Annotated in this window: 15 protein-coding genes; 9 read left to right on the top strand and 6 right to left on the bottom strand. The window is 58.1% G+C overall.

Features of this window, described 5'->3' with window-relative positions; all coding sequences use genetic code 11:
• Nucleotides 1–3: 3 nt before the first annotated feature.
• The 3 genes from HDF09_RS03295 to HDF09_RS03285 are packed head-to-tail and all read right to left on the bottom strand — an operon-like array spanning nt 4 to nt 7,573.
• The gene (locus HDF09_RS03295; RefSeq protein WP_183761412.1) at nt 4–3,639 is read right to left on the bottom strand and encodes a UvrD-helicase domain-containing protein; all 3,636 of its coding nucleotides are present in this window, start codon (nt 3,637–3,639) and stop codon (nt 4–6) included.
• Nucleotides 3,632–6,370, bottom strand: coding sequence for a PD-(D/E)XK nuclease family protein (locus HDF09_RS03290; protein ID WP_183761409.1), 2,739 nt, complete (start codon nt 6,368–6,370; stop codon nt 3,632–3,634). Before HDF09_RS03290 ends, HDF09_RS03295 begins: the two co-directional genes overlap by 8 nt.
• A gap of 45 nt (nt 6,371–6,415) precedes the next feature.
• Entirely contained in the window at nt 6,416–7,573 is a 1,158-nt protein-coding gene (locus HDF09_RS03285) for an MFS transporter (RefSeq protein ID WP_260180894.1), read from the bottom strand.
• 59 nt (nt 7,574–7,632) lie between these two features.
• Here HDF09_RS03285 and HDF09_RS03280 point away from each other — a divergent pair, with 59 nt between their 5' ends.
• The 5 genes from HDF09_RS03280 (at nt 7,633) to HDF09_RS03260 (ending at nt 12,149) form a co-directional block, all read left to right on the top strand.
• Nucleotides 7,633–8,523, top strand: a complete 891-nt coding sequence (locus tag HDF09_RS03280; protein WP_183761406.1) for an SCO family protein — start codon at nt 7,633–7,635, stop codon at nt 8,521–8,523.
• A 90-nt stretch (nt 8,524–8,613) separates the two neighbouring features.
• A complete protein-coding gene (locus HDF09_RS03275; RefSeq protein WP_183761403.1) occupies nt 8,614–8,955 on the top strand; it encodes a hypothetical protein in 342 nt (113 codons plus the stop codon).
• Between the two features lie 153 nt (nt 8,956–9,108).
• Complete coding sequence (locus HDF09_RS03270) at nt 9,109–9,486, top strand: TMEM14 family protein (RefSeq protein WP_183761400.1); 378 nt, start codon at nt 9,109–9,111, stop codon at nt 9,484–9,486.
• A 69-nt stretch (nt 9,487–9,555) separates the two neighbouring features.
• Nucleotides 9,556–11,427, top strand: coding sequence for an ABC transporter ATP-binding protein (locus HDF09_RS03265; protein ID WP_406704037.1), 1,872 nt, complete (start codon nt 9,556–9,558; stop codon nt 11,425–11,427).
• A 71-nt stretch (nt 11,428–11,498) separates the two neighbouring features.
• Nucleotides 11,499–12,149, top strand: a complete 651-nt coding sequence (locus HDF09_RS03260; RefSeq protein ID WP_311718532.1) for a class I SAM-dependent methyltransferase — start codon at nt 11,499–11,501, stop codon at nt 12,147–12,149.
• Here HDF09_RS03260 and HDF09_RS03255 read toward each other — a convergent pair.
• The gene (locus HDF09_RS03255) at nt 12,146–14,230 is read right to left on the bottom strand and encodes a S9 family peptidase (RefSeq protein WP_183761395.1); all 2,085 of its coding nucleotides are present in this window, start codon (nt 14,228–14,230) and stop codon (nt 12,146–12,148) included. The two genes, HDF09_RS03260 and HDF09_RS03255, sit on opposite strands and share 4 nt — an antisense overlap.
• A gap of 134 nt (nt 14,231–14,364) precedes the next feature.
• Between HDF09_RS03255 and HDF09_RS03250 the strand changes: the two genes are divergently transcribed.
• The 3 genes from HDF09_RS03250 (at nt 14,365) to HDF09_RS03240 (ending at nt 16,665) form a co-directional block, all read left to right on the top strand.
• On the top strand, nt 14,365–15,045 hold the full coding sequence (locus HDF09_RS03250; RefSeq protein ID WP_183761392.1) for a DUF4142 domain-containing protein: 681 nt from the start codon (nt 14,365–14,367) through the stop codon (nt 15,043–15,045).
• Between the two features lie 122 nt (nt 15,046–15,167).
• Entirely contained in the window at nt 15,168–15,956 is a 789-nt protein-coding gene (locus tag HDF09_RS03245; RefSeq protein ID WP_183761389.1) for a TPM domain-containing protein, read from the top strand.
• A 124-nt stretch (nt 15,957–16,080) separates the two neighbouring features.
• A complete protein-coding gene (locus HDF09_RS03240) occupies nt 16,081–16,665 on the top strand; it encodes a LemA family protein (protein WP_183761386.1) in 585 nt (194 codons plus the stop codon).
• Between the two features lie 75 nt (nt 16,666–16,740).
• On the opposite strand, the gene HDF09_RS03235 is transcribed toward HDF09_RS03240, so the two are convergent.
• The gene (locus tag HDF09_RS03235) at nt 16,741–17,088 is read right to left on the bottom strand and encodes an STAS domain-containing protein (protein ID WP_158945525.1); all 348 of its coding nucleotides are present in this window, start codon (nt 17,086–17,088) and stop codon (nt 16,741–16,743) included.
• 14 nt (nt 17,089–17,102) lie between these two features.
• Nucleotides 17,103–17,543 carry an ATP-binding protein gene (locus HDF09_RS03230; protein ID WP_260180893.1) on the bottom strand — a complete coding sequence of 147 codons (441 nt, stop codon included), beginning with the start codon at nt 17,541–17,543 and terminating at the stop codon, nt 17,103–17,105.
• 227 nt (nt 17,544–17,770) lie between these two features.
• Here HDF09_RS03230 and HDF09_RS03225 point away from each other — a divergent pair, with 227 nt between their 5' ends.
• Complete coding sequence (locus HDF09_RS03225) at nt 17,771–19,048, top strand: magnesium transporter MgtE N-terminal domain-containing protein (RefSeq protein ID WP_183761383.1); 1,278 nt, start codon at nt 17,771–17,773, stop codon at nt 19,046–19,048.
• The last annotated feature ends 3 nt before the right edge of the window (nt 19,049–19,051 follow it).

Raw genomic sequence — 19,051 nt, 5'->3', positions numbered from 1 at the left:
CTGTCAGTCTGTCTCAGGTTCCCACCAGACGAGCTTTGGCAACATCGGATAGTACAAGCCAACCCGCAGTCTTCCATTCGCTACGCGGCCCCTCATCATCCGGGCATACACTTTCATCTGCTCCGCGTACTTCATTCGCTCGTCGGCAAGAAACTCGGCAAGCCCTTCACGCCCGTGGTTTGCCGTCTTATAGTCGATGATCCAAAGATAATCAGCCCCGTTCTCCATCGGTTGTGCTCCGCTATAAAACACTCGATCCAATCGCACGCTGCTCGGCGCATCATTCCACGCACTCAGTGAGAGTTCGGTCGCCGCCTGCTTGTGCTGGCTCAGCACCCATCGTCCTTCGTCGTCCTGCAGCATGTTGGTGAGCGCAGTCTTCACCCGTGGGACAAGCCGCTCAACGACGACCGGATGTAGTCCATCTCTTCGCAGCACCGACGCAATTCTGGGCGTCCATCCCGCCACTTCGTGCAGCACGGCCTCGACCCTCGTACCATTTGCCAGCTTCTTCGCCAGCATCTCTAAGAAAGCATGGACGGCGTTGCCAAAGGCACGAGCCTCGAAGGAACCTTCAGGTCTTTCGAAGTGTGCAGGTCCTGGTGCAATCGCATCCTCACCGTAGGAGAGCTTACGGCTTGCTGAAAATCGTGATTCCGGCCTGAACTCCATTGGAAGTCGCTGAAGCATCGCTGGTTGTGCCGCTTCGTCGGCGCCTGCCGCAATCTCGCCGACGAAGCCCTCTTCTTCTTCGAACTTAGGAAACATCATGGGCATCTGAACGAGCCTCTCCGAAGCCGGCGCACCCCTCGTAAAGTGCCGCCCCGCCGCAGACCACGCGGTAGCCAGCAGACTCCCATACGGTCGTATGACTTCTCCCCTCACCGTTGCTTCGGGCGATGCGAACAGATGCAGCTCCTCCCGCGCTCTCGTGCACGCAACATAGAAGAGGCGCTTTCTCTCCGCGGCCTTCTTTGTTTTATCAATACCCCTCAACCAGAGATTCAGCGCCCTTGAACCCTCGCCGCGACCCGCGATCGGCGCAAGCATGATGTGCGCGGCTTCTGTATCGTCGGAATCGATCTCGCTCCACGTCAACAATCTTTCACGATCCGCAGGATCCTTCTTCTGAAGTCCCGGTACTATCACGACATCCCATTCCAGACCCTTCGACTTATGGATGGTCATCAAATCGACCGCCCAACCTCCACCCGCCGGTTGGGCAAACAATTTATCGAGTCGGCGCTTCAGCAGGCTCACATCAGTCGTACCGGTGTCCTCTTCCATCTCATCTAAAAGCTGCAGATACCTTCGTGCATTGGCCAGCTCTCCCGGCTTCAAATACGCGTCACCGCCTAACGACCGCCAGGTCCTCTCTATCCATTGGGCCACGCTCAAGCCCGGTCGCTTTTCCTCTGCCGCCTGCAACACAGGCCACACCCGCATCACCCTTGCGCGACTCTCTTCCTCCAGCAGGTCCAGCCTCTCTGCGATCACATCTCCCATGCATCTCTCTGCCCAGTCGGGATCATCCCCACCCGCCAGCACATGAAGATCGGCACGCCCAAGGCCGCACCACGGAGCACGCAGTACCGCGAGCCACGCCACGCGATCAGCCGGGTGCATCAGCGCTCTGGTCAATGCAAAGAGATCGAGAACCTCCTGCCTCTCGCCCAGTGCCTCTATATCCACCGCACGAAACGCAATCGCGCCCTTCGACTCATCCTTCAGCTCCGCAACGATATCAGCCAGCAGATTGCGGCTTCGCACCAGCACAGCCACCTTCCATGGCTCGCTCCGCCCCTGAGGCAACGGTCTTTCGCGCCAATGCTCGACGACCGCCCGCACCTTTTCAGCCTCCAACCTGGCGTGCCGCCGCTTCGCTCTCTTCGTCGCTTCAGTCGAAGTCTCCGAAGGCAGCACACGCGCATGCCACACAAGATTCAGCGAGCCACTTCGCGAAGGTCCGCGTACAGCCTGTGCCTCGACATACGGCACATCCTCGGGGTTCGTGGGACTCGTCTTTCGAGGAAACAGCAGCGAGAAATCATCGTTGAACGCTTCAACAAGAGTCCTCTGCGAACGGAAGTTTGCCGTCAACTGTAGTCTGCCAACGGGAAGGTCCCCAAGAAACTCCGTCTGCATCGTCTTCACAAACCGCTCCACTCGCGCCTGCCGGAACAGGTAGATCGACTGCTTCGGATCGCCGACGAGAAATACCGTCTGACCGTGTCCGTCCCATCTCTGTGTGAGCAGTTGAATCAGTTCGTATTGTCCCGTGGACGTGTCCTGCATCTCATCGACAAGCAGGTGCTGAAGACTCATTCCCAATGCCTTGTTCAAATCGGCGACGGCACCCTCCCGCTGCAGTGCGACCCGTGCCAGCAGTCCAAGTTCGGCAAAATCGCACTCTTCGCGCCGCGCAAACACCAGCTGCAGCTCAGCCAGCGCCCTGTTCAAAATTCGAAACAATGCCTTTGCCACGACCCACTGCTCCTGCGGGTACTGAACAGGCGGCAGGCTCCTCACTCTCTTAATTGCCTCCAGCACATCGTCGCGATCCCGCAGCTGCTGCACTAGAAGCTTCAACCGTTCGGCGTGATGTTTTTCAATTTGGAAACCTAGATGACTACGTGCTGCGCTTGCCCTCCACTTCGACTCCTGTGTTGTGAGGAGATGAATCAAGCCCCGCCAATGTTCGAGGTCTTCAGCGGTCTCCTGCGGCATATTGTGCAGCCCGGCGCACGTGGCAATCGGAGAAGGACTTCCTCGATAACCTCCCGCGTGCCCCATCTCACCCGCAAGCGAGGTCAGTTCCTGCAAAATATCCGCCGGAACGCTGAGCGACAATAGCGTTAATCCTTCACAGACCGCCTGCTCCAGCGCCAGCTCAAGCTTAGGCAATACCGTTTCATCCAAAAAAACATCATCCAGCTGTTGCGTCCCCAGCGGAACCAGCTCTCCCCACTGGTTACGCAGCGGCAGCATCTCCATCAACAGACGCTCACAGTCGCGAAGACTGCCATCCCGATGCAACAACACGGTGCACAGGGCAGCGTCCAGCTCCACATCGGCTCCGCCGAGTTGCATCAAGGTCTCTCGTGCCGCTTCGCGATACATCAACGTCGGATCTTCGACCGGAGTCTGTCGACCGCCAGCGCCTGAGAGAACCGGCAACAATCGTGCCACCTCACCGCAAACCGAATCGATCGTGCGAATATTCAATCTGCGTGGATGTTGCAGCAACTCCCATCCCAATAAAGCGTCGCGACGGAGCACCATCTCCGCCAACACACGTGTCACACGATCAAAGTCGGAGTCGCTCTTCAGTGGCTCGCTCCGGGAAGCGCTCTCCAGTTGATCAATGACACGCTCCCGCATCTCCGCCGTCGCCTTTACGGTGAACGTAATGGCCAGAACCTGGCTGGGATCTTCGACACTCTCATCGGCCAGCAGCTTCAGGTAGCGTTGTATCAGCAGACCGGTCTTGCCAGACCCCGCCGGCGCCTCGACGATCCACGATCGTCGAATGTCAAGAGCGCGCTCTCGCTCCTGCCAATCCGGTGGCCTTGTACTGCTCGTATCCATTGGAAGATCTGGAAGGTCGTCACTCTTTGGCACAACAAAAAGATCAGCCACGGCTCACCTCCGCCACAGAGCCGTCCTCCTGCTCGTCATCCTCCTCAAGCAACGACACGTTAAGCCGGCAAAAGATCCTCTGTCCGCAGTGAGCGCAGGTCCCCGGATACGTCTTTGGACTCACGCGCGCATCGCCTGAATAAAACTCCTCAGCCAGCCTCACCAGCACCTCTCTCCATCGCTCCACCTGCGCTTCAAGTGTTGCAGCTTCTTTCAGCCTGGTTGGCTTGGGCAGCACTCCGTCACTCGCAGCGTACCCCTGCAGACCACGGTCTTTACCAGCCTTGACGAGACCAAAGGCGACACCCTGCAGCTGGTCCGCTTGAGAGAGAATCGCGTACAGCGGAAGCTGAGGAGCGGTGGGCCTCTGCGTTAGCCAATCATTCGGCGAAGCCGATCCCGTCTTGTAGTCGATCAGCACCTCCCCACCTTCCACAACGTCGACCCGGTCCATGCGCACACTCAAACGCAGCGGGCCAACGCGGACATCCTTGAACTCTTTCTCGCTGAGCTTCACCTCAAACGGCAGTCTTCGCTCCAGCTCCAGCTCAAGCCATCCGGACAGAAGTCTGCGCAACCTCTCGCGCTGCACCTCGACATAAGCCTTGTCCCAGTCGGTCGCACTCGCTTCTGCTGTCTTCTTCAACGCCCTGGCGACACACCAGATTAGTGCCTCATCACGTTCCTCCATGGTCATCGAACGTAGATTGTCCTGCGTCTTCACCTCGTCCCAAAAAATCTCGAGCGCCTTGTGCAACGCCGTACCGCTCTCTCGCGCATCCATGCCAGGCTCAATCGACTCAAGCTCCGTCGCCCACAATCTCTTCTCTGCAAACGCACGAAAGCCGCACGCCGCCTGCAGCTCCAAAACTTTTGCGCCACCGCGAATCACTCTGTCTGGTGGCGCCTGAACTTGAGCAGCATCCGCAATATCTTCCAACTCGACAATGGTCCGCTGTGATTCAGACTCCACAAACTCCGCAGCCTTAACCGTCTCCAGGCCGATCCCGGTCAACAACGGCGAAGGCCTCTGGTTTCCCTCCGAAGATTCCTTCGCATAGCTGAACACAATGCTGCCCGCACTTGCCGCAATCCGTTCCGTGATCCTCTGCGCGCGTTCACTGTCGAGCGTCGGATCTGTTCCCGGCATCTCCAATTCACGTTGCAGATGCCAGGGCAGCAGGGAACTGCCAACAGCTGGCATCGGCCAGTCGAGCTCGCCCGCGTGCAAGAACCACACCGCATCAAACGTGCTTCCAGCAGCCTCCAGCGGACCCATCACCTGCACCGGCGCCTCTCGCGACTCAGGCGCAAACATAGTCAGGCGCGCAACTCTTTCGAGTGCTTCCAATGCTTGTGCATAGTCGACAGCTACGCCATCGAAGTCCAGCGTCGCGACTTCATCCAGAGCGCTCTCCCACTTCCGCTGCGTCTGAAATTCGACACTGGTGTCCCCGCCCCCTGAGCCCCACGCCGCCGTCATCAGGAACTCCCGCATCTTCTCCGCCCACTCTGCATGAGAGCGTTCATCGAGCCCCTGCAATCGGCCCGCAACCCGCTGCATCGCGCGCAATGTACCGAGCACTTGCGGAAACTTCGCCCTCCGTTTTGATCCATCCATCATCTCGACCAGTCCACGCAGCGAGATCTCCGGCCGCAGCACCCGCGCCTTACGCAGTTCAAAGGCATCGAACTCCGCACGTGCGCTCCGCTCTCCACTGCTCATCGCGAAATAAGGCGACAGCAGCAACGCACTCACCCTCTCCAGAGGCAACGGCTCGTTTGACCATCGCAGTAGATCGAAGGCGGCAGCAACCAGGGGGGTCTCCCGTAACGTCGAACCAAGCGAAAACTCATAAGGTCCGACGTGATCATCCGCGCGGATGTCTTCAAGCTCAGGAGCCAGCACCTCACGAAACACTCGGTCAATCTCTCTGCGCTCTTTCTCAAGCGCTGGCACGATCACAGCGATGGTTGCCCCCGTGTTCTCTTCGAGAAATCTCCGCACCCAGCGCGCCGCGAGAAACAGCTCCTCCTGACCATCGGCCGCCTCCACCAGGAACCGTCTCTGCGCTGGAAAATTCAGGCGTAGCTCCTCCACTTGTATTCCCGTCGAATGCAGCGCCTCTACCAATCGGCTTTGTGATGGAGTCATCTGATCGAATCCCACCAGCACGACCCTGTCCGCTATGACCCCGAAGAACCCGCTTCTCGCAGCCTCCCTTTCGACTTCCTCGCGAAGCGTGTCCTCCAGTTGGGCCTGTGCGACAAATCCCTCAGCCTCGCAAAGCCGTTCAAAGGTGCGCGCCCATCGTTGAAATGATCGTGTATCCGAGTTGCCGATCGCTGCCTGCAGGTTCAATCGCCCATCGTAGCTGCATACCAGCCGCCACGCGTCCGCCGCCATGGCCGCCAGCGTGTCCACAGTCCGCAAACTAGCGAGTTCATCGTCGGCCTCGAGAATGGTTCGCCAAACCACCTGCTCCTGCGAATGATTCAACATCATCGAGGTGACGTGGCCCTCCACCAACAACCGCTGCCACATGTTCGCAAGCCATGCATCCCATGACGTCACAGCTGCGGGTGACCAGCTTGCCAGACCCAAAGCGCGGTTGCGCCGATCCCACCCGCGTCGAATCGCCCGTGCTGCTCGCTGGTTGCCTGTTACAACGACTGAACCCTGCTCCAACGCCTCAGCAATCCCACCCGGCAGCAGCCCACGACCATCCATCCTTTGGTTATACGCCCAACGTCGCAGGAAAAGCAGACTCCGAAATCAGTCAGTGACCGCCAGCGCCCGAGGTGCAAACAAACTCATCGCGAGCAGTCCCAGAGCGGCCGCAAAGGGTAGGGCAAGCGCCAGTTGCAGCGATCCAGTCCGCGTAGAAATTACTCCCATCATCCACGGCAACGCCGCCGCCCCCAGCCCCGAAACCGCGACTACGATCCCCGCCTGCCGAGCCGTCGGCCGCTCCGCCATCAGTAGCGCAAAGGTGGCTGGAAAAAATGGCGCAAGACTGAGCCCGAGAAGCACAGCAAAGATCGCAATAGTCTCCGCGGAATGCGCCATCGCCAGGGCCGCCGTGAATCCGGCCGCCAGTGCAAGACTCCATCGCTGCGCTGTCTTCTCTCCCACGTGCAGCATCACTGCCGAAGCGCCCAGCCGCCCGAAGGTCAGCGCCATCCAAAGCAGTAGCGTCGTATACTCGCTGACCGCCAGCGTCTTATCCCCATAACGCAGTGCGAACGTCGTCAGCCACCCGCTCAAGCACGTCTCCAATCCACCGTAGAGCACAAGCAATCCAGCGAAGTACAGATAGACTCGCCCGCTCAATCCCGTCTGCGGCCCGGTTTGTAAGGGTGCAGCGTCGAAGCTTTCAGCACCCGAAACTTCTCCACGCGTCTGTATCCACAGCGCCAACAGGCCAATCGCAAACAGTCCAGCGAATCCTTCAAGCACTCCCCTCAAAGCAAAGTGCGGCAACAGCCATGCCGCCAGTAGCGCAGACAGCATCGCTCCCAGGCTGAACGAAAAATTCAACAGGGACAGAGCAGAGCCACGATGCGCCGTGAACCTGCGGCCAGCCAGAATGTTGATCGAAGTAATGATCTGCCCCAACCCAAATCCGCCCACAAACAAACCTATGCACCCCAGTCCCATCGACGGAGACATCGCAAAGCCTCCGAACCCCACCGTGCCTGCTACCAGGCCCGCCAGCAGACTCCACCTCAGCCTCTGCGACACCGTCACTCCGCCAAGAAACGCGCCACAGAACTTCGCCATCATCATCAGCCCGCTCTGCGAGTCCACCATCTCCCATTGCTTAGCCAGCAAAGGAAGAATCGGCCCCAGCAATGCCGTTCCAAGCCCGGCCAGCATCAGTCCAAAGTGCATCAGCCCCGGAGAAGGCGCCTCCTTCTTACTTCGCTCCATCAATCGCCCCCTGCGTAATCTCACTGTTCAGCCATTATCATTGACGCAGGAGTCTGCCCGTGCCCCGCAAGCCTTTATTTCTCCTCGCCTTTCTCGTTCTTCTCGCTGGCTGTCACCAGAACACATCATCCACCCCATCCAAGCCAGCTTCTGCCCCAAATACTTTCACCATTCGCGGCCAGGTCGTCTCAATCGATGCCACACACGTCACGCTCGATGGCGAGCAGGTTCCCGGCTTCATGGAGGCGATGACCATGGACTACAAACTCGTCGATCCCAGCGTCGTCAGCGAGCTCCACCCCGGCGACCGCATCACCGCCAAGATTCTTGCCGACAAGCAGGGCGACAACTATGCAAATGTCCGGCTCGAAGATATCGTCGTCATCGCCCAGGCCCGCCCCGACTACAAGCCTCCCATCGCCTATCACGTTCCGACCACAGGCGATCTCGTGCCCGACTTTAAACTCCTCAACCAGAGCGACCGCACGATTCACCTCAACCAGTTCAAGGGCAAGGTCGTGCTGATGACCTTCATCTATACCCGCTGCCAGCTCGCAGATTTCTGCCCCCGCATGAGCCACAACTTCGCCGACATCGACAAAGCGCTTGCCGCCGACCCAGCCCTCTACAAGCAGACCCATCTCATCAGCGTCAGCTTCGACCCAGCCTACGACACGCCAAAAGTTCTTCGCAGCTACGGCGGTGCGTACACCGGCAACTACACCAACGAAAAGTTTCTTCACTGGGACTTCGCTGCGCCTCCGGAAAAAGAGTTGTCCGCGATGACACAGTTTTTCAACGTAGGTGTCACCCCCGGCGACAGCAAATCTCTTACCCACTCTCTATCGACGGTCCTCATCGGCAAAGATGGCAAGATCATCGACTGGTACCCCACCAACGAGTGGAAGCCGGAAGATGTATTAGCTGCAATCAAAAAGAGTGCCGCATAACCTCCAGACAACAACTTGCCTCCAGACAACGAGGAATCAAAACCTCTCATCTGATTACCTGTGCAGAAGACGCACGGAGGTAGGATCAAAATGAAGATTAATAGACTCGCTATCCCAGCACTTGCTATTGCACTTACTGCTCCCGGTTTCGTGTTCGGTCAGCCATACACGCCGTCACCTCAGGGGTACGGACAGGGGCCCGGTGGCTGGGACGTCCCACCGCAGGAGTTCCGCGATATTCAGCGCCAGGGGTATCATGACGGCGTCGAGGGAGCGCGTAAGGACGTCGACAATCATCGTCGCCCCGGCGTAAATAATCGCGACGAGTACCGTCATCCCCATGTGCCCGCAAGTGCACGAGGCGACTATCGCGAAGGCTTTCGTCGCGGGTATGATGCTGCAATCGCGCATCTGATGAACGGTCCGAGATAACCGAAGTCTGGTCCTCGCACGATACACAGCCCGCAAAAATACCCGGCTTTCGAGCTGGGTATTTTTGTTGTCAAACGCTTCTACGAGCCTCTGCCAGACGGTCAGGCCTGCCATTCAAGTATCCTGATAGTGGTTCTACAAGGAGTCCCACTCATGGCAAAGCTCACTATCGCCTTTGGCATTCTGCTCATCTTGCTTGGCATCACCGGATATGTCACCACGGGCAGCGCTCACCCAACGGCCCTGATCCCGAGCGGCATCGGCATCTTCTTTGTCCTCTTTGGCGTCATGGCAAATACGGACGACTCCAAAAAGCGCATGCTCTGGATGCACATCTCCGTCACGGTAGCATTGCTCGTCTTTCTAGGAATGATTCCCTCCGCGATCGACACGCTCAAACTCTCTCGCGGCGCCACATTCCCTCACCCTATCGCCGTCGAAGAGAAGGGCGCGCTCTGTCTGTTCTGCCTGATCTACGTGCTCTTCTGTGTCCGTTCTTTCCTCTCTGCCCGTCGCGCTCGCCTCGCCTGACAGCGCCTCCAGCGTAAACTCAACTTATCTATGTCCTCCTCCTTCGGCCCATCCAATTTTGGCGGCGGTATGAAAGCCGTAGACCGTCCCTCCCGCGGCACCGGCAGAGCCACAACGGCCGACCTCACAGCCTCGCGTCCCAAGCCCAAACTCACCAAGGTAATGCCAGAGGTTTGGAAGCTGGTCAAGCCGCGCCGGTGGCTGCTCGCCGGCAGTTTTTTGTTGATGATCGTCAATCGTCTCTGCAGCTTCGCTCTGCCGGTCTCCTCGCGCTATCTCATCAACAACGTGATGTACAAGCATCAGCTAAACCTGCTGCCGTGGATCATTGGAACCGTTGCCACAGCCACCTTCCTCCAGGGAGTCACCTCTTACACTCTCACCCAACTCCTCTCCACAGCCGGCCAACGGCTCATCTCAGAGCTTCGCACCCGCGTTCAACAACACATCGGCCGCCTGCCTGTAGCCTTTTATGACGAGAACCGAACCGGCACCTTAGTCGCCCGCATCATGACCGACGTCGAAGGCGTCCGCAATCTGGTCGGCACAGGGTTGCTCGAGTTCGTCGGCGGAATTCTCACCGCAATCATCGCCTTCTGCATCCTGATTCGCATCAGCGGACGCATGACCCTGCTCACCGTCTGCATCCTGCTAGTCTTTGGCCTCATCCTGCAGAAGGCCTTCAAGACGATTCGCCCCATCTTCCGCGAGCGCTCCAAAATCAACGCCGAGGTCACTGGCCGTCTCACCGAATCGCTGGGCGGCGTGCGCGTCGTCAAGGGCTATCACGCCGAAGAGAGTGAAGCCCGTGTCTTTGCCCGCGGCGTAGAACGGCTCCTCAAGAATGTGATTAGCTCCATCACAGCGCAATCGCTTATGACCCTCTCCTCCACAATGGTGCTGGGAGTCGTCGGCGGTCTCATCATGTACCTCGGCGCGAAAGAGATCGCAGCCCACCGCCTCGATGTCGGCGGTTACGTGGAGTACACCATGCTGCTCGCCTTCATGGTGGCGCCCATCGTGCAGCTCGTCTCCATCGGCACCCAGCTTACTGAAGCCCTCGCAGGCCTCGACCGTACGACCGAGATCCTGAACGAACGCGAAGAAGACAGCGAGCCCAGCCGCAGCGTCGTCATCAATCCCATCCACGGCGACGTGGCCTTTCAAAACGTAACCTTCGCCTACGAGACCGACAAGCCAGTCCTCCACGGCATCAGCTTCGAATCCAAACCCGGCACCGTCACCGCACTCGTAGGTTCTTCTGGCTCCGGCAAGTCCACCATCATCTCGCTCATCTGCGGCTTCCACAACGCCGTCGGCGGCCAGGTTCTCATCGACGGCATCGATCTCGCGACCATCCGCCTCAGCAGCTACCGCCAGCAGCTCGGAGTCGTCCTGCAAGAGACCTTCCTCTTCGACGGCACCATCCGCGAGAACATCCTCTTCAGCCGCCCGCTGGCCACCGAAGAGCAGCTGATGGAAGCCAGTCGCATTGCCCGGGTCGACGAGTTCGCCGAGCGCTTTCCCGAGCAGTACGACACCATCGTCGGCGAACGCGGCGTCAAGCTCTCTGGCGGCCAGCGCCAGCGTATCTCCATCGCCCGCGCCATCCTTGCCGATCCGCGCATCCTCATCCTCGACGAAGCCACCAGTTCGCTCGACTCAGAGTCTGAAGCGCTCATTCAGAGCGGTCTCAACTTCCTCATGCAGGGCCGCACCACCTTCGTTATCGCGCACCGCCTCTCCACCATCCGCCGCGCCGACCAGATCCTCGTCATCGAGCAGGGAAGGATCGTCGAACGCGGAACTCACGATTCGCTCTACAAACTGCAAGGCCGCTACTACGACCTCTACACTCGCCAGCACGGCCTCGAAACAAATCTCTTTCTTGCACCAGGAGAAGGCGACAAGATCGAAGAGTCCGTTTCGACGCAGTCCTAGTGCTATCGCGTAAATAGACGCCTGGCTCTCCCAAACACGAACAACTCAAGACCTCGACGACCGGAGAAAAAGTGGAAGCAGCAAGAGTCGCAATGAACGTGCAGGAGCAGTTCGGCCAGATTGATATCTACGTCTTCGACCAGATTCTGCGAGGGAACATCACTCCCGATATGCGCGTCCTCGACGCTGGCTGCGGCTACGGCAGAAATCTCGTGCACCTTCTACGAGAGGGTTGCGAGATCTTCGCTATAGACGCAAATGCCGAGGGAGTGGCGCACGTGCGAGCGCTTGCAGCAGAACTAGCCCCAACCCTGCCGGCAAGCAACTTTCAGGTGGGAAAACTCGAACAAATAAATCTGCCAGATAACTTTGCAGACGTGGTGATCTGCAGCTCGGTGCTGCACTTCGCGCACAACGAATCTCATTTCCTCGCAATGCTCGAAGAGCTATGGCGAGTTCTGCGCCCAGGAGGTATGCTCTTCTGCCGATTGGGTTCTCGCATCGGCATGGACTTCAAGCAGGTGCGACCCCACATCTACCGGATCAACGACGGCTCGGATTGGTTCCTGGTCGACGAACTCATGCTGATGCAGTTGACGCAGCAGTTGGATGCCGTCCTGGTGGACCCTCTAAAAACAACAATCGTACAGGACCACCGGTGCATGACAACCTGGGTGCTGCGCAAACGCTCCAATCGACATAACGGACGAGACGGAGCCTAGTCCGCCGCTCCAAGTTCGGCTAGCAAGAATGCATAGTCGAACGCAATCTCTTTCAGATAGTCATATCGCCCCGAAGCGCCACCGTGCCCGGCATCCATGTTGATGTGCAGCAGCAGCGGAGCAGTATTCGTCTTCAGTGTGCGCAGTTTAGCCACATACTTCGCTGGCTCCCAGTACATCACCTGGGAGTCGTTCAGGCTCGTCTTCACCAGCATCGCCGGGTACTCCCCAGTCTTGAGGTTGTCATACGGCGAGTAAGACCGCATATACTCGAAGGCCTCCGCCTCGTTCGGGTTCCCCCACTCCTCATACTCCGCCACAGTCAGCGGCAAACTTGCGTCGAGCATCGTGTTCATCACGTCAACGAACGGAACGTGTGACAGAACTACCCGAAACAACTCTGGCCGCTCATTGACCACCGCACCCATCAACAAACCACCCGCGCTCCCACCCTCGATTCCAACCCGATCCCTGGCCCCGTACCCCTTCGCGATCAACTGCTCCGTCACCGCGATGAAGTCGCTGAACGTGTTGCGTTTCACCATCATCTTGCCGGCATCGTGCCACGAATCTCCCATCTCGCCACCACCACGAATGTGGGCATACGCGATCACCACACCTCGATCCAGCAGCGACAACCGCGACGAACTGAAACCGATCGGAAGCGGATATCCATAAGAGCCATACCCATAAACATAGACAGGATTAGTCGAGTTTCGAGTAAACGAGTCGCGTCGATAGACAACAGATACCGGAATCTTAACCCCGTCTGAAGCCTCAACCCAGACTCGCTCTGAAGCATAGCGAGCAGAATCGAAGTCCCCCGGAACCTCCTGCTGCTTCAAAAGCTGCGACGTACCCAGCCGCACGTCATACTCGTAGACCGAAGCAGGCGACACCAGCGACGTATAGCTATACCGAAGCTTCTCTGTTGCAAACTCTGGATTCATATTCGTCGCGGCAGCATAAACCGGCTCTGGAAATTCGATCTCTCGCGATCGGCCGAGCCCCTTCGCCATACCGAATTCGATGACCGTGAGGGTAGGAAGACCCAGTCTGCGCCGCGAACAAACGCAAAACGAATCGAAGACATCGAAGTCTTCAAGCGGCGCGTCTGCTTCTAACGGAATCAACTCCTCCCAGAAATCTCGCTCTGGTGTCTCCACTCTGGTCGTAACTACACGAAAGTTTTTGCCCGCATCGTTCGTTCGAATGTAAAACAAGCCCTTGCGATGATCGACCGAGTACTCCTGCTCATCGACGCGTGGCGCAATCATCCGAAATTCGCCTTCAGGCGTCTTCGCAGAGAGAAAGCGGCACTCGCTGGTTGTATGGCTCCCCGCCTCCATCAGCAGGTACTCGTTATCACGAGTCTTGCCCACTCCCAGATTGAAGCGTTCATCTTTCTCTTCGTAAATCAAAACATCGCTCTCTGAGGAGTCGCCCAGACGATGTCGGAAGAGACGATCATGCCGCTTCGTCATCTCATCCTCAGTCGTGTAGAGGAGTGTGTGCGAGTCTGCAGCCCAGGCGATCGATCCCACCCGTTCTGCGGTATCCGGTAAGTCCAAACCCGTCTTCAGGTCGCGAATATGCAGCGTGTACTGACGAAAGCCCGTGTTATCGGTGGAGTAGGCAAGCTTCGTATCATCCATACTTACCGTCAACGCGCCCAATGCCATAAACGGCTGGCCCTCTGCGAGTTGGTTCACATCCAGCAGAATCTCTTCCGGTTGCGACTCGTCATACGCTGCTCCCAAAGCCAATCGTCGGCAGTGAATCGGGTACTGCTTCCCCTCCACGGTACGGACATAGTAGAACCAGCCCCGATTTCGGTATGGAGCCGACACATCCGTCTCTTTGATGTGTGACAGCATCTCGTCGTACAGCTTTTTCTGCAGCCCTTCGGTCCCCGCCATCACCGAGAGCGTATAAGCGTTCTCCGCTTCAAGATGAGCCAACACCTCGGGCGAAGACTTATCCCTCATCCAGCGATAGTTATCTTCGAGTGTCTGTCCATGCAACGTTGTGGGCGTAGGTTCCTGGCGAGCCTGAGGTGGCTGGATGATGCTTTGCGTCATTAATTTGAAAGCTCCATTGACAGGATACAGCGTCATTCCCCTGCGAGAGGCAACCATAACCCGCCCGAAAACACCCAACACGACAGGACATCTGCGGCACGACCGAGACAGTCGTCCACCACTGGAGCACCATCATGAAACTAAATTCAGCTTGCAACCAAATCCCTCGAATCCTGATCCTGTGTGCAGCAACCTTCTCTCCCACATTTGTTCTGGCGCAGTCTGACCCCATGGCTCCACCAGCCTCACAGACGCAGCCCAACCGAGCGCAGCAAGTGCCTGCCTCTGCTACATCCATGCAGGACTCCGCCACAAACGCCGGAGACGTCGGCCAGACCATGAAGGACAAGATCTTCCTCCGCAAAGCCGCACAGGGAGGCATGGCCGAGGTCAAGCTTGGCCAGCTCGCGGCCCAGAAGGGAAGCAGCGACGATGTCAAAGCCTTTGGCCAGAAGATGGTCGACGACCACACCAGGCTCAACAACAATATGGCCCCGATCGCTGACTCCATGGGCGTGAGGCTGCCAACAAATCTGAACAAGGAAGATCAGGCCGAGTACGACAAACTCAACGGACTATCCGGCAACGACTTCGATATGGAGTACCTGTCCTTTATGGTGAAGGATCACCACAAGGACCTGCACGAGTTTCGCCAGGAGGCGGCAAGCACAACCGATCCGACCCTTCAGGCTGCGGTCAACAACGCGACGAAAGTAATTCATGAGCACAGTGTCATGGTCGATAAACTCGCCCGCGACAAAGGAGTCCCCATGCCCCAACGCGGTCCCAATAAATCAGCTAGCCCGACCTCGTAACGTCTGTTCTCCGGTTCAGGTGGTCGAGGGTGCCATGGGCGCCCTCTTTTTACGCAAGTAACCCAAATTGTTGTTCCACACCCATCAACGGCAGAAACCGTCAGGGGGTAGAATGGCCATCGATGAACTTTCTTTCGCGATGGCTGGCCGTCGTCCTCTTGATCTTCGCGCCGTCGCTCGTGGTGACTGCGGAGTCGGTGGCCACGCTCCCGGCGCCGACCGGCTATGTCAACGACTTTGCCGGCGTCCTGTCTCCTTCCACCAAATCCGGCCTCGAAAACCTCTGCACCCAGGTTGACCGTCAGGCCCATGCGCAAATCGCGGTCGTTACCGTCAAAACCCTCGATGGCGAACAGTCGATCGAAGAGTTTGCCACAGCGCTCGAAGACAAATGGAAGGTTGGCCCGAAGGGAACCGATCGTGGCGTTCTGATGATCTTCGTCATGACCCCGAGACGCGGCCGCATCGAAGTCGGCTATGGTCTCGAGGGCATCCTCAACGACGCCAAGGTAGGCGACATCGGCCGCTCAATGGTTCCTGCGGCCCAACAGGGGGACTACAACACCGCCATCCCGCTCGGGGTGACGCAGATCGCCCGAATCATCGCGACCGATGCCGGCGTCACTCTGAACCTCGCCCAGCCGGTTCATCAATACCACCGCCAGCAGGAACCCGTTCAACTGAGCCTCACAGAGGTCGTCATCGGTGGAGGAGTGATCCTGCTGATCCTCTTTTTCCTGGTCAAAACCGGTAACACTGGCCTCATCTTCTTCCTCTTGGGAAATCTGATGGGCGGCGGAGGCGGCGGTTTTGGCGGTGGCCGTGGACGCGATGACGACCGCGGAGGCGGCGGCTTTGGCGGCTTTGGAGGCGGAAGTTCAGGAGGCGGCGGTGCCAGCGGAGACTTTTGAAGACTTGAATATCACCAGGTTGCTGCAAAGATAGACAAAGAAATCCGGTTACAGTGATAAAGTACAGCCGGAGACACCACCTGTCGGGAACATCGAAACTTCAGACGAAGGGAATTGAGGAAACATGAAATCTTTATGGGTTGTGCTTGGTGTTGTAGCTCTTCTCATCGTCGTTCTGCTCTTTGTAGGAGGCAGCTACATCGGCGCGAAGAACACGCTGGTACAGAAGAATGAGGCTGTCAATCAGGCGTTCTCACAGGTCAACGTCGTACAGCAGCGCCGCCTTGACCTTATTCCGAATCTCGTCGCATCGGTGAAGGGCTATGTCGCCGAAGAATCAACAATTTTGACCAACATCGCCAACGCCCGCGCCGGTGTCCTCGCTGCAGGCAGCGACCACGCCGCCAACATCAACGCCAACGCCAAGCTGGACGTGGCCCTGGGCCCGTTCTTCCGTCTGCAGGAGCAGTATCCCAACCTGAAAGGTAACGAGCAGTTCACCCGTCTTACCGACGAGCTCGCCGGAACAGAAAATCGTATCGCGGTCGAACGTCAGCGGTACAACAAGACTCTTGAGGATTACAATGTTTACGTCCGGCAGTTTCCTCAAAGCATCTGGGCCAACATCGCTGGCTTTCATTACCGCGAAGAGTACTTCAAGGGCAACCCGGAGAACAGTGTGGCGCCGAAGGTCGACTTCTCAAAGTAGACGAAGCGAACTGACCTGGCCCAATAAAAAAGCCGTCGCATTTAGCGGCGGCTTTTTTATTGCGTGAAATTTGATTTACTTGGTGAACGAAGAGATCGCGGTCGCCTCATCGTCCTTGACGTCGAAGACGGTGTAGAGCTTGGTGATCTGCAGCAGGTCGTGAACCTTCTTCGTCAGGTTCAGCAGCTTCAACTCGCCGCCGCTGTTCTTGACGGTGGTAAAGGCGCTAACCAGCTCGCCGATGCCCGAGCTGTCGATGTAGCTGATGTCGCCGAGGTTGAGCAAAATCTTATTGGAACCCTTCGCCAGAACATCGCGCACGGCGTCGCGGATCGTCACACTGCCTTCGCCAAGGGTGATGCGTCCGCTGAGATCCAGAATGGTGATGCCATCCACCTGGCGAGTTTTTACTTTCATGCTCATGTCTAGTGTTCTCCTTAGGTCCCCGACTGCGCGGGTGTTCGATGCTTGATCAGTGTCAGTTCCGTGCCCGGATGTAACTGCCGAAAGTTTACCTCATCCATGAAAGCCTTGATGAGAAAGATACCGCGACCCGAGCCGCGGAGGATATTTTCCGGAGCCAGAGGATCGGGAATCTTGTCTGGATCGAGACCGGGGCCCTGGTCCGAGATTCGGATAATCAGCGAGTCAGAGGTTGTCTCGAACGACGCAACCACATGCTTGCTGGTGTCATACGAGTTCCCGTGCAGCACCGCATTCACAGCGGCTTCGCGCACCGCCATGGCAATGCCGGATACCGTGTCTTCCTCAAACCCCGCCTTTGTAGCGAATTGTTCTCCGATCTGCTCGATCTTATTGACGCTGTCGAGAGACGAGTCCAATGTGTAGCTGGCGCGCATAGTCGTTGAATCGGCCAAAGCAGTCCTTGTAGTGCTGGTATGCCAGTCGTCAACGTCAGACAACAGCGATGATGGCAGTTTGCTTGTGGATCTCTTGAATGTCAAGGTTACCCCGATCTTCCTCTGTAATTTCAGACTCTTTTTTTGTCCCGGGGGTTGACCAGACCGGCTCTTTCCTGCAACTTATCGCACTCAAGGTGGGCTAACATGCGATTACAGGTTATGTTTGAGAGCGCAAACCCGTTATGACCAGGCATGCCAATCAAAGGACCAGCGTCTCAGCCCTCATGGGATCGGCCGTTGCCGACGCCCGGGGAGGCACCTTGGGCCACGTGCGCGAGCTGGCCGTAGCGCCTTCGGTCGATGCGGCCCATATCCACGGCATCGTCCTCAAACTGGCCTCATCCAAGCGCACCGACAAGCCCTCCCTGGTCCTGATCTCCCAGCTCGAATTCGGTCCCGACGGCGCCATGCAACTCCGCGAGTCCGCCCAACCCACTCCACTGCCTGAAGATGAGAGGTTTCTTCTACTCGAGCGCGATCTCCTCGATCAGCAGATCATCGACGTGCACGGCCACAAGGTCGTCCGCGTAAACGACGTCGATCTGGTGTGGGAGAACATCCAGGACGATCTTCCCGACCTCTCGCTCCGCATCGCCGAGGTAGAGGTCGGCATGCGCGGAGCCGTCCGCCGCCTCCTCAAAGGCCTCCCGTCCACCTCGGTCGACCGTATCTCCTCCCGCTTCGGTGCCAGCGTCATCCCATGGGACTTCGTCGACCTCATCGACCGCGACCCCGCCCGCCGCGTCCGCCTCAAGATCGAGCAGGATCGCCTCTCCAAGATGCATCCCTCCGACATCGCGGACATCCTCGAAGAGCTGGCCCCCGCCGAGCGTCACGCTCTCTTTGTCTCGCTCGATGAGGAGGTTGCGGCCGAGGCCCTTGAGGAGGTCAAGCCGAAGATGCAGCAGTCGCTGATCGAGTCGCTCGACTCCGAGCAGATCGCAGGCATCGTCGAAGAGATGGACCCCGGCGCCGCCGCCGACCTCCTCTCCGAGCTCACCGACGAGCGCTCCGAAGCCATCCTCGAGGAGATGGACCCCGAGGAGCGCCAGGAGGTCGAAGACCTGCTCGAGTTCGCCGGCAACTCCGCCGCTGGCCGCATGACGACCGAGTACCTCGCCCTGCCGTCGTCAGCCCTCGCCGATCACGCAATCGCCGCATTGCGCGAATTCGAAGGCGATATCGACATGATCACCGACATCTACCTGCTCGACGAAGAGGAGAAGATTATCGCCCTGGTTCCGCTGGTCCAGCTCCTGCTCGCGGCGCCCGGCACGCCCCTGGCGGATCTGCCCCACAGCCATCTCGTCACCTGCAACGTGGATGCCAACGGCCGCAAGGTAGCCGAGCTCTTCGACAAGTACAACCTGCGCTCCCTGCCGGTCATCGACAACGAAAAGCATCTCGCCGGCGTCATTCACGCCGAACAGGTGATTGCCCTTTTGCGGGCGAGCCACTAGAAC

Origin of the sequence: Edaphobacter lichenicola (assembly GCF_014201315.1) — a bacterium.
GTDB lineage: Bacteria > Acidobacteriota > Terriglobia > Terriglobales > Acidobacteriaceae > Edaphobacter > Edaphobacter lichenicola_B.
The sequence above is the reverse complement of the archived record's forward strand: the minus strand, read 5'-3'. Positions and strand labels throughout refer to the sequence as shown.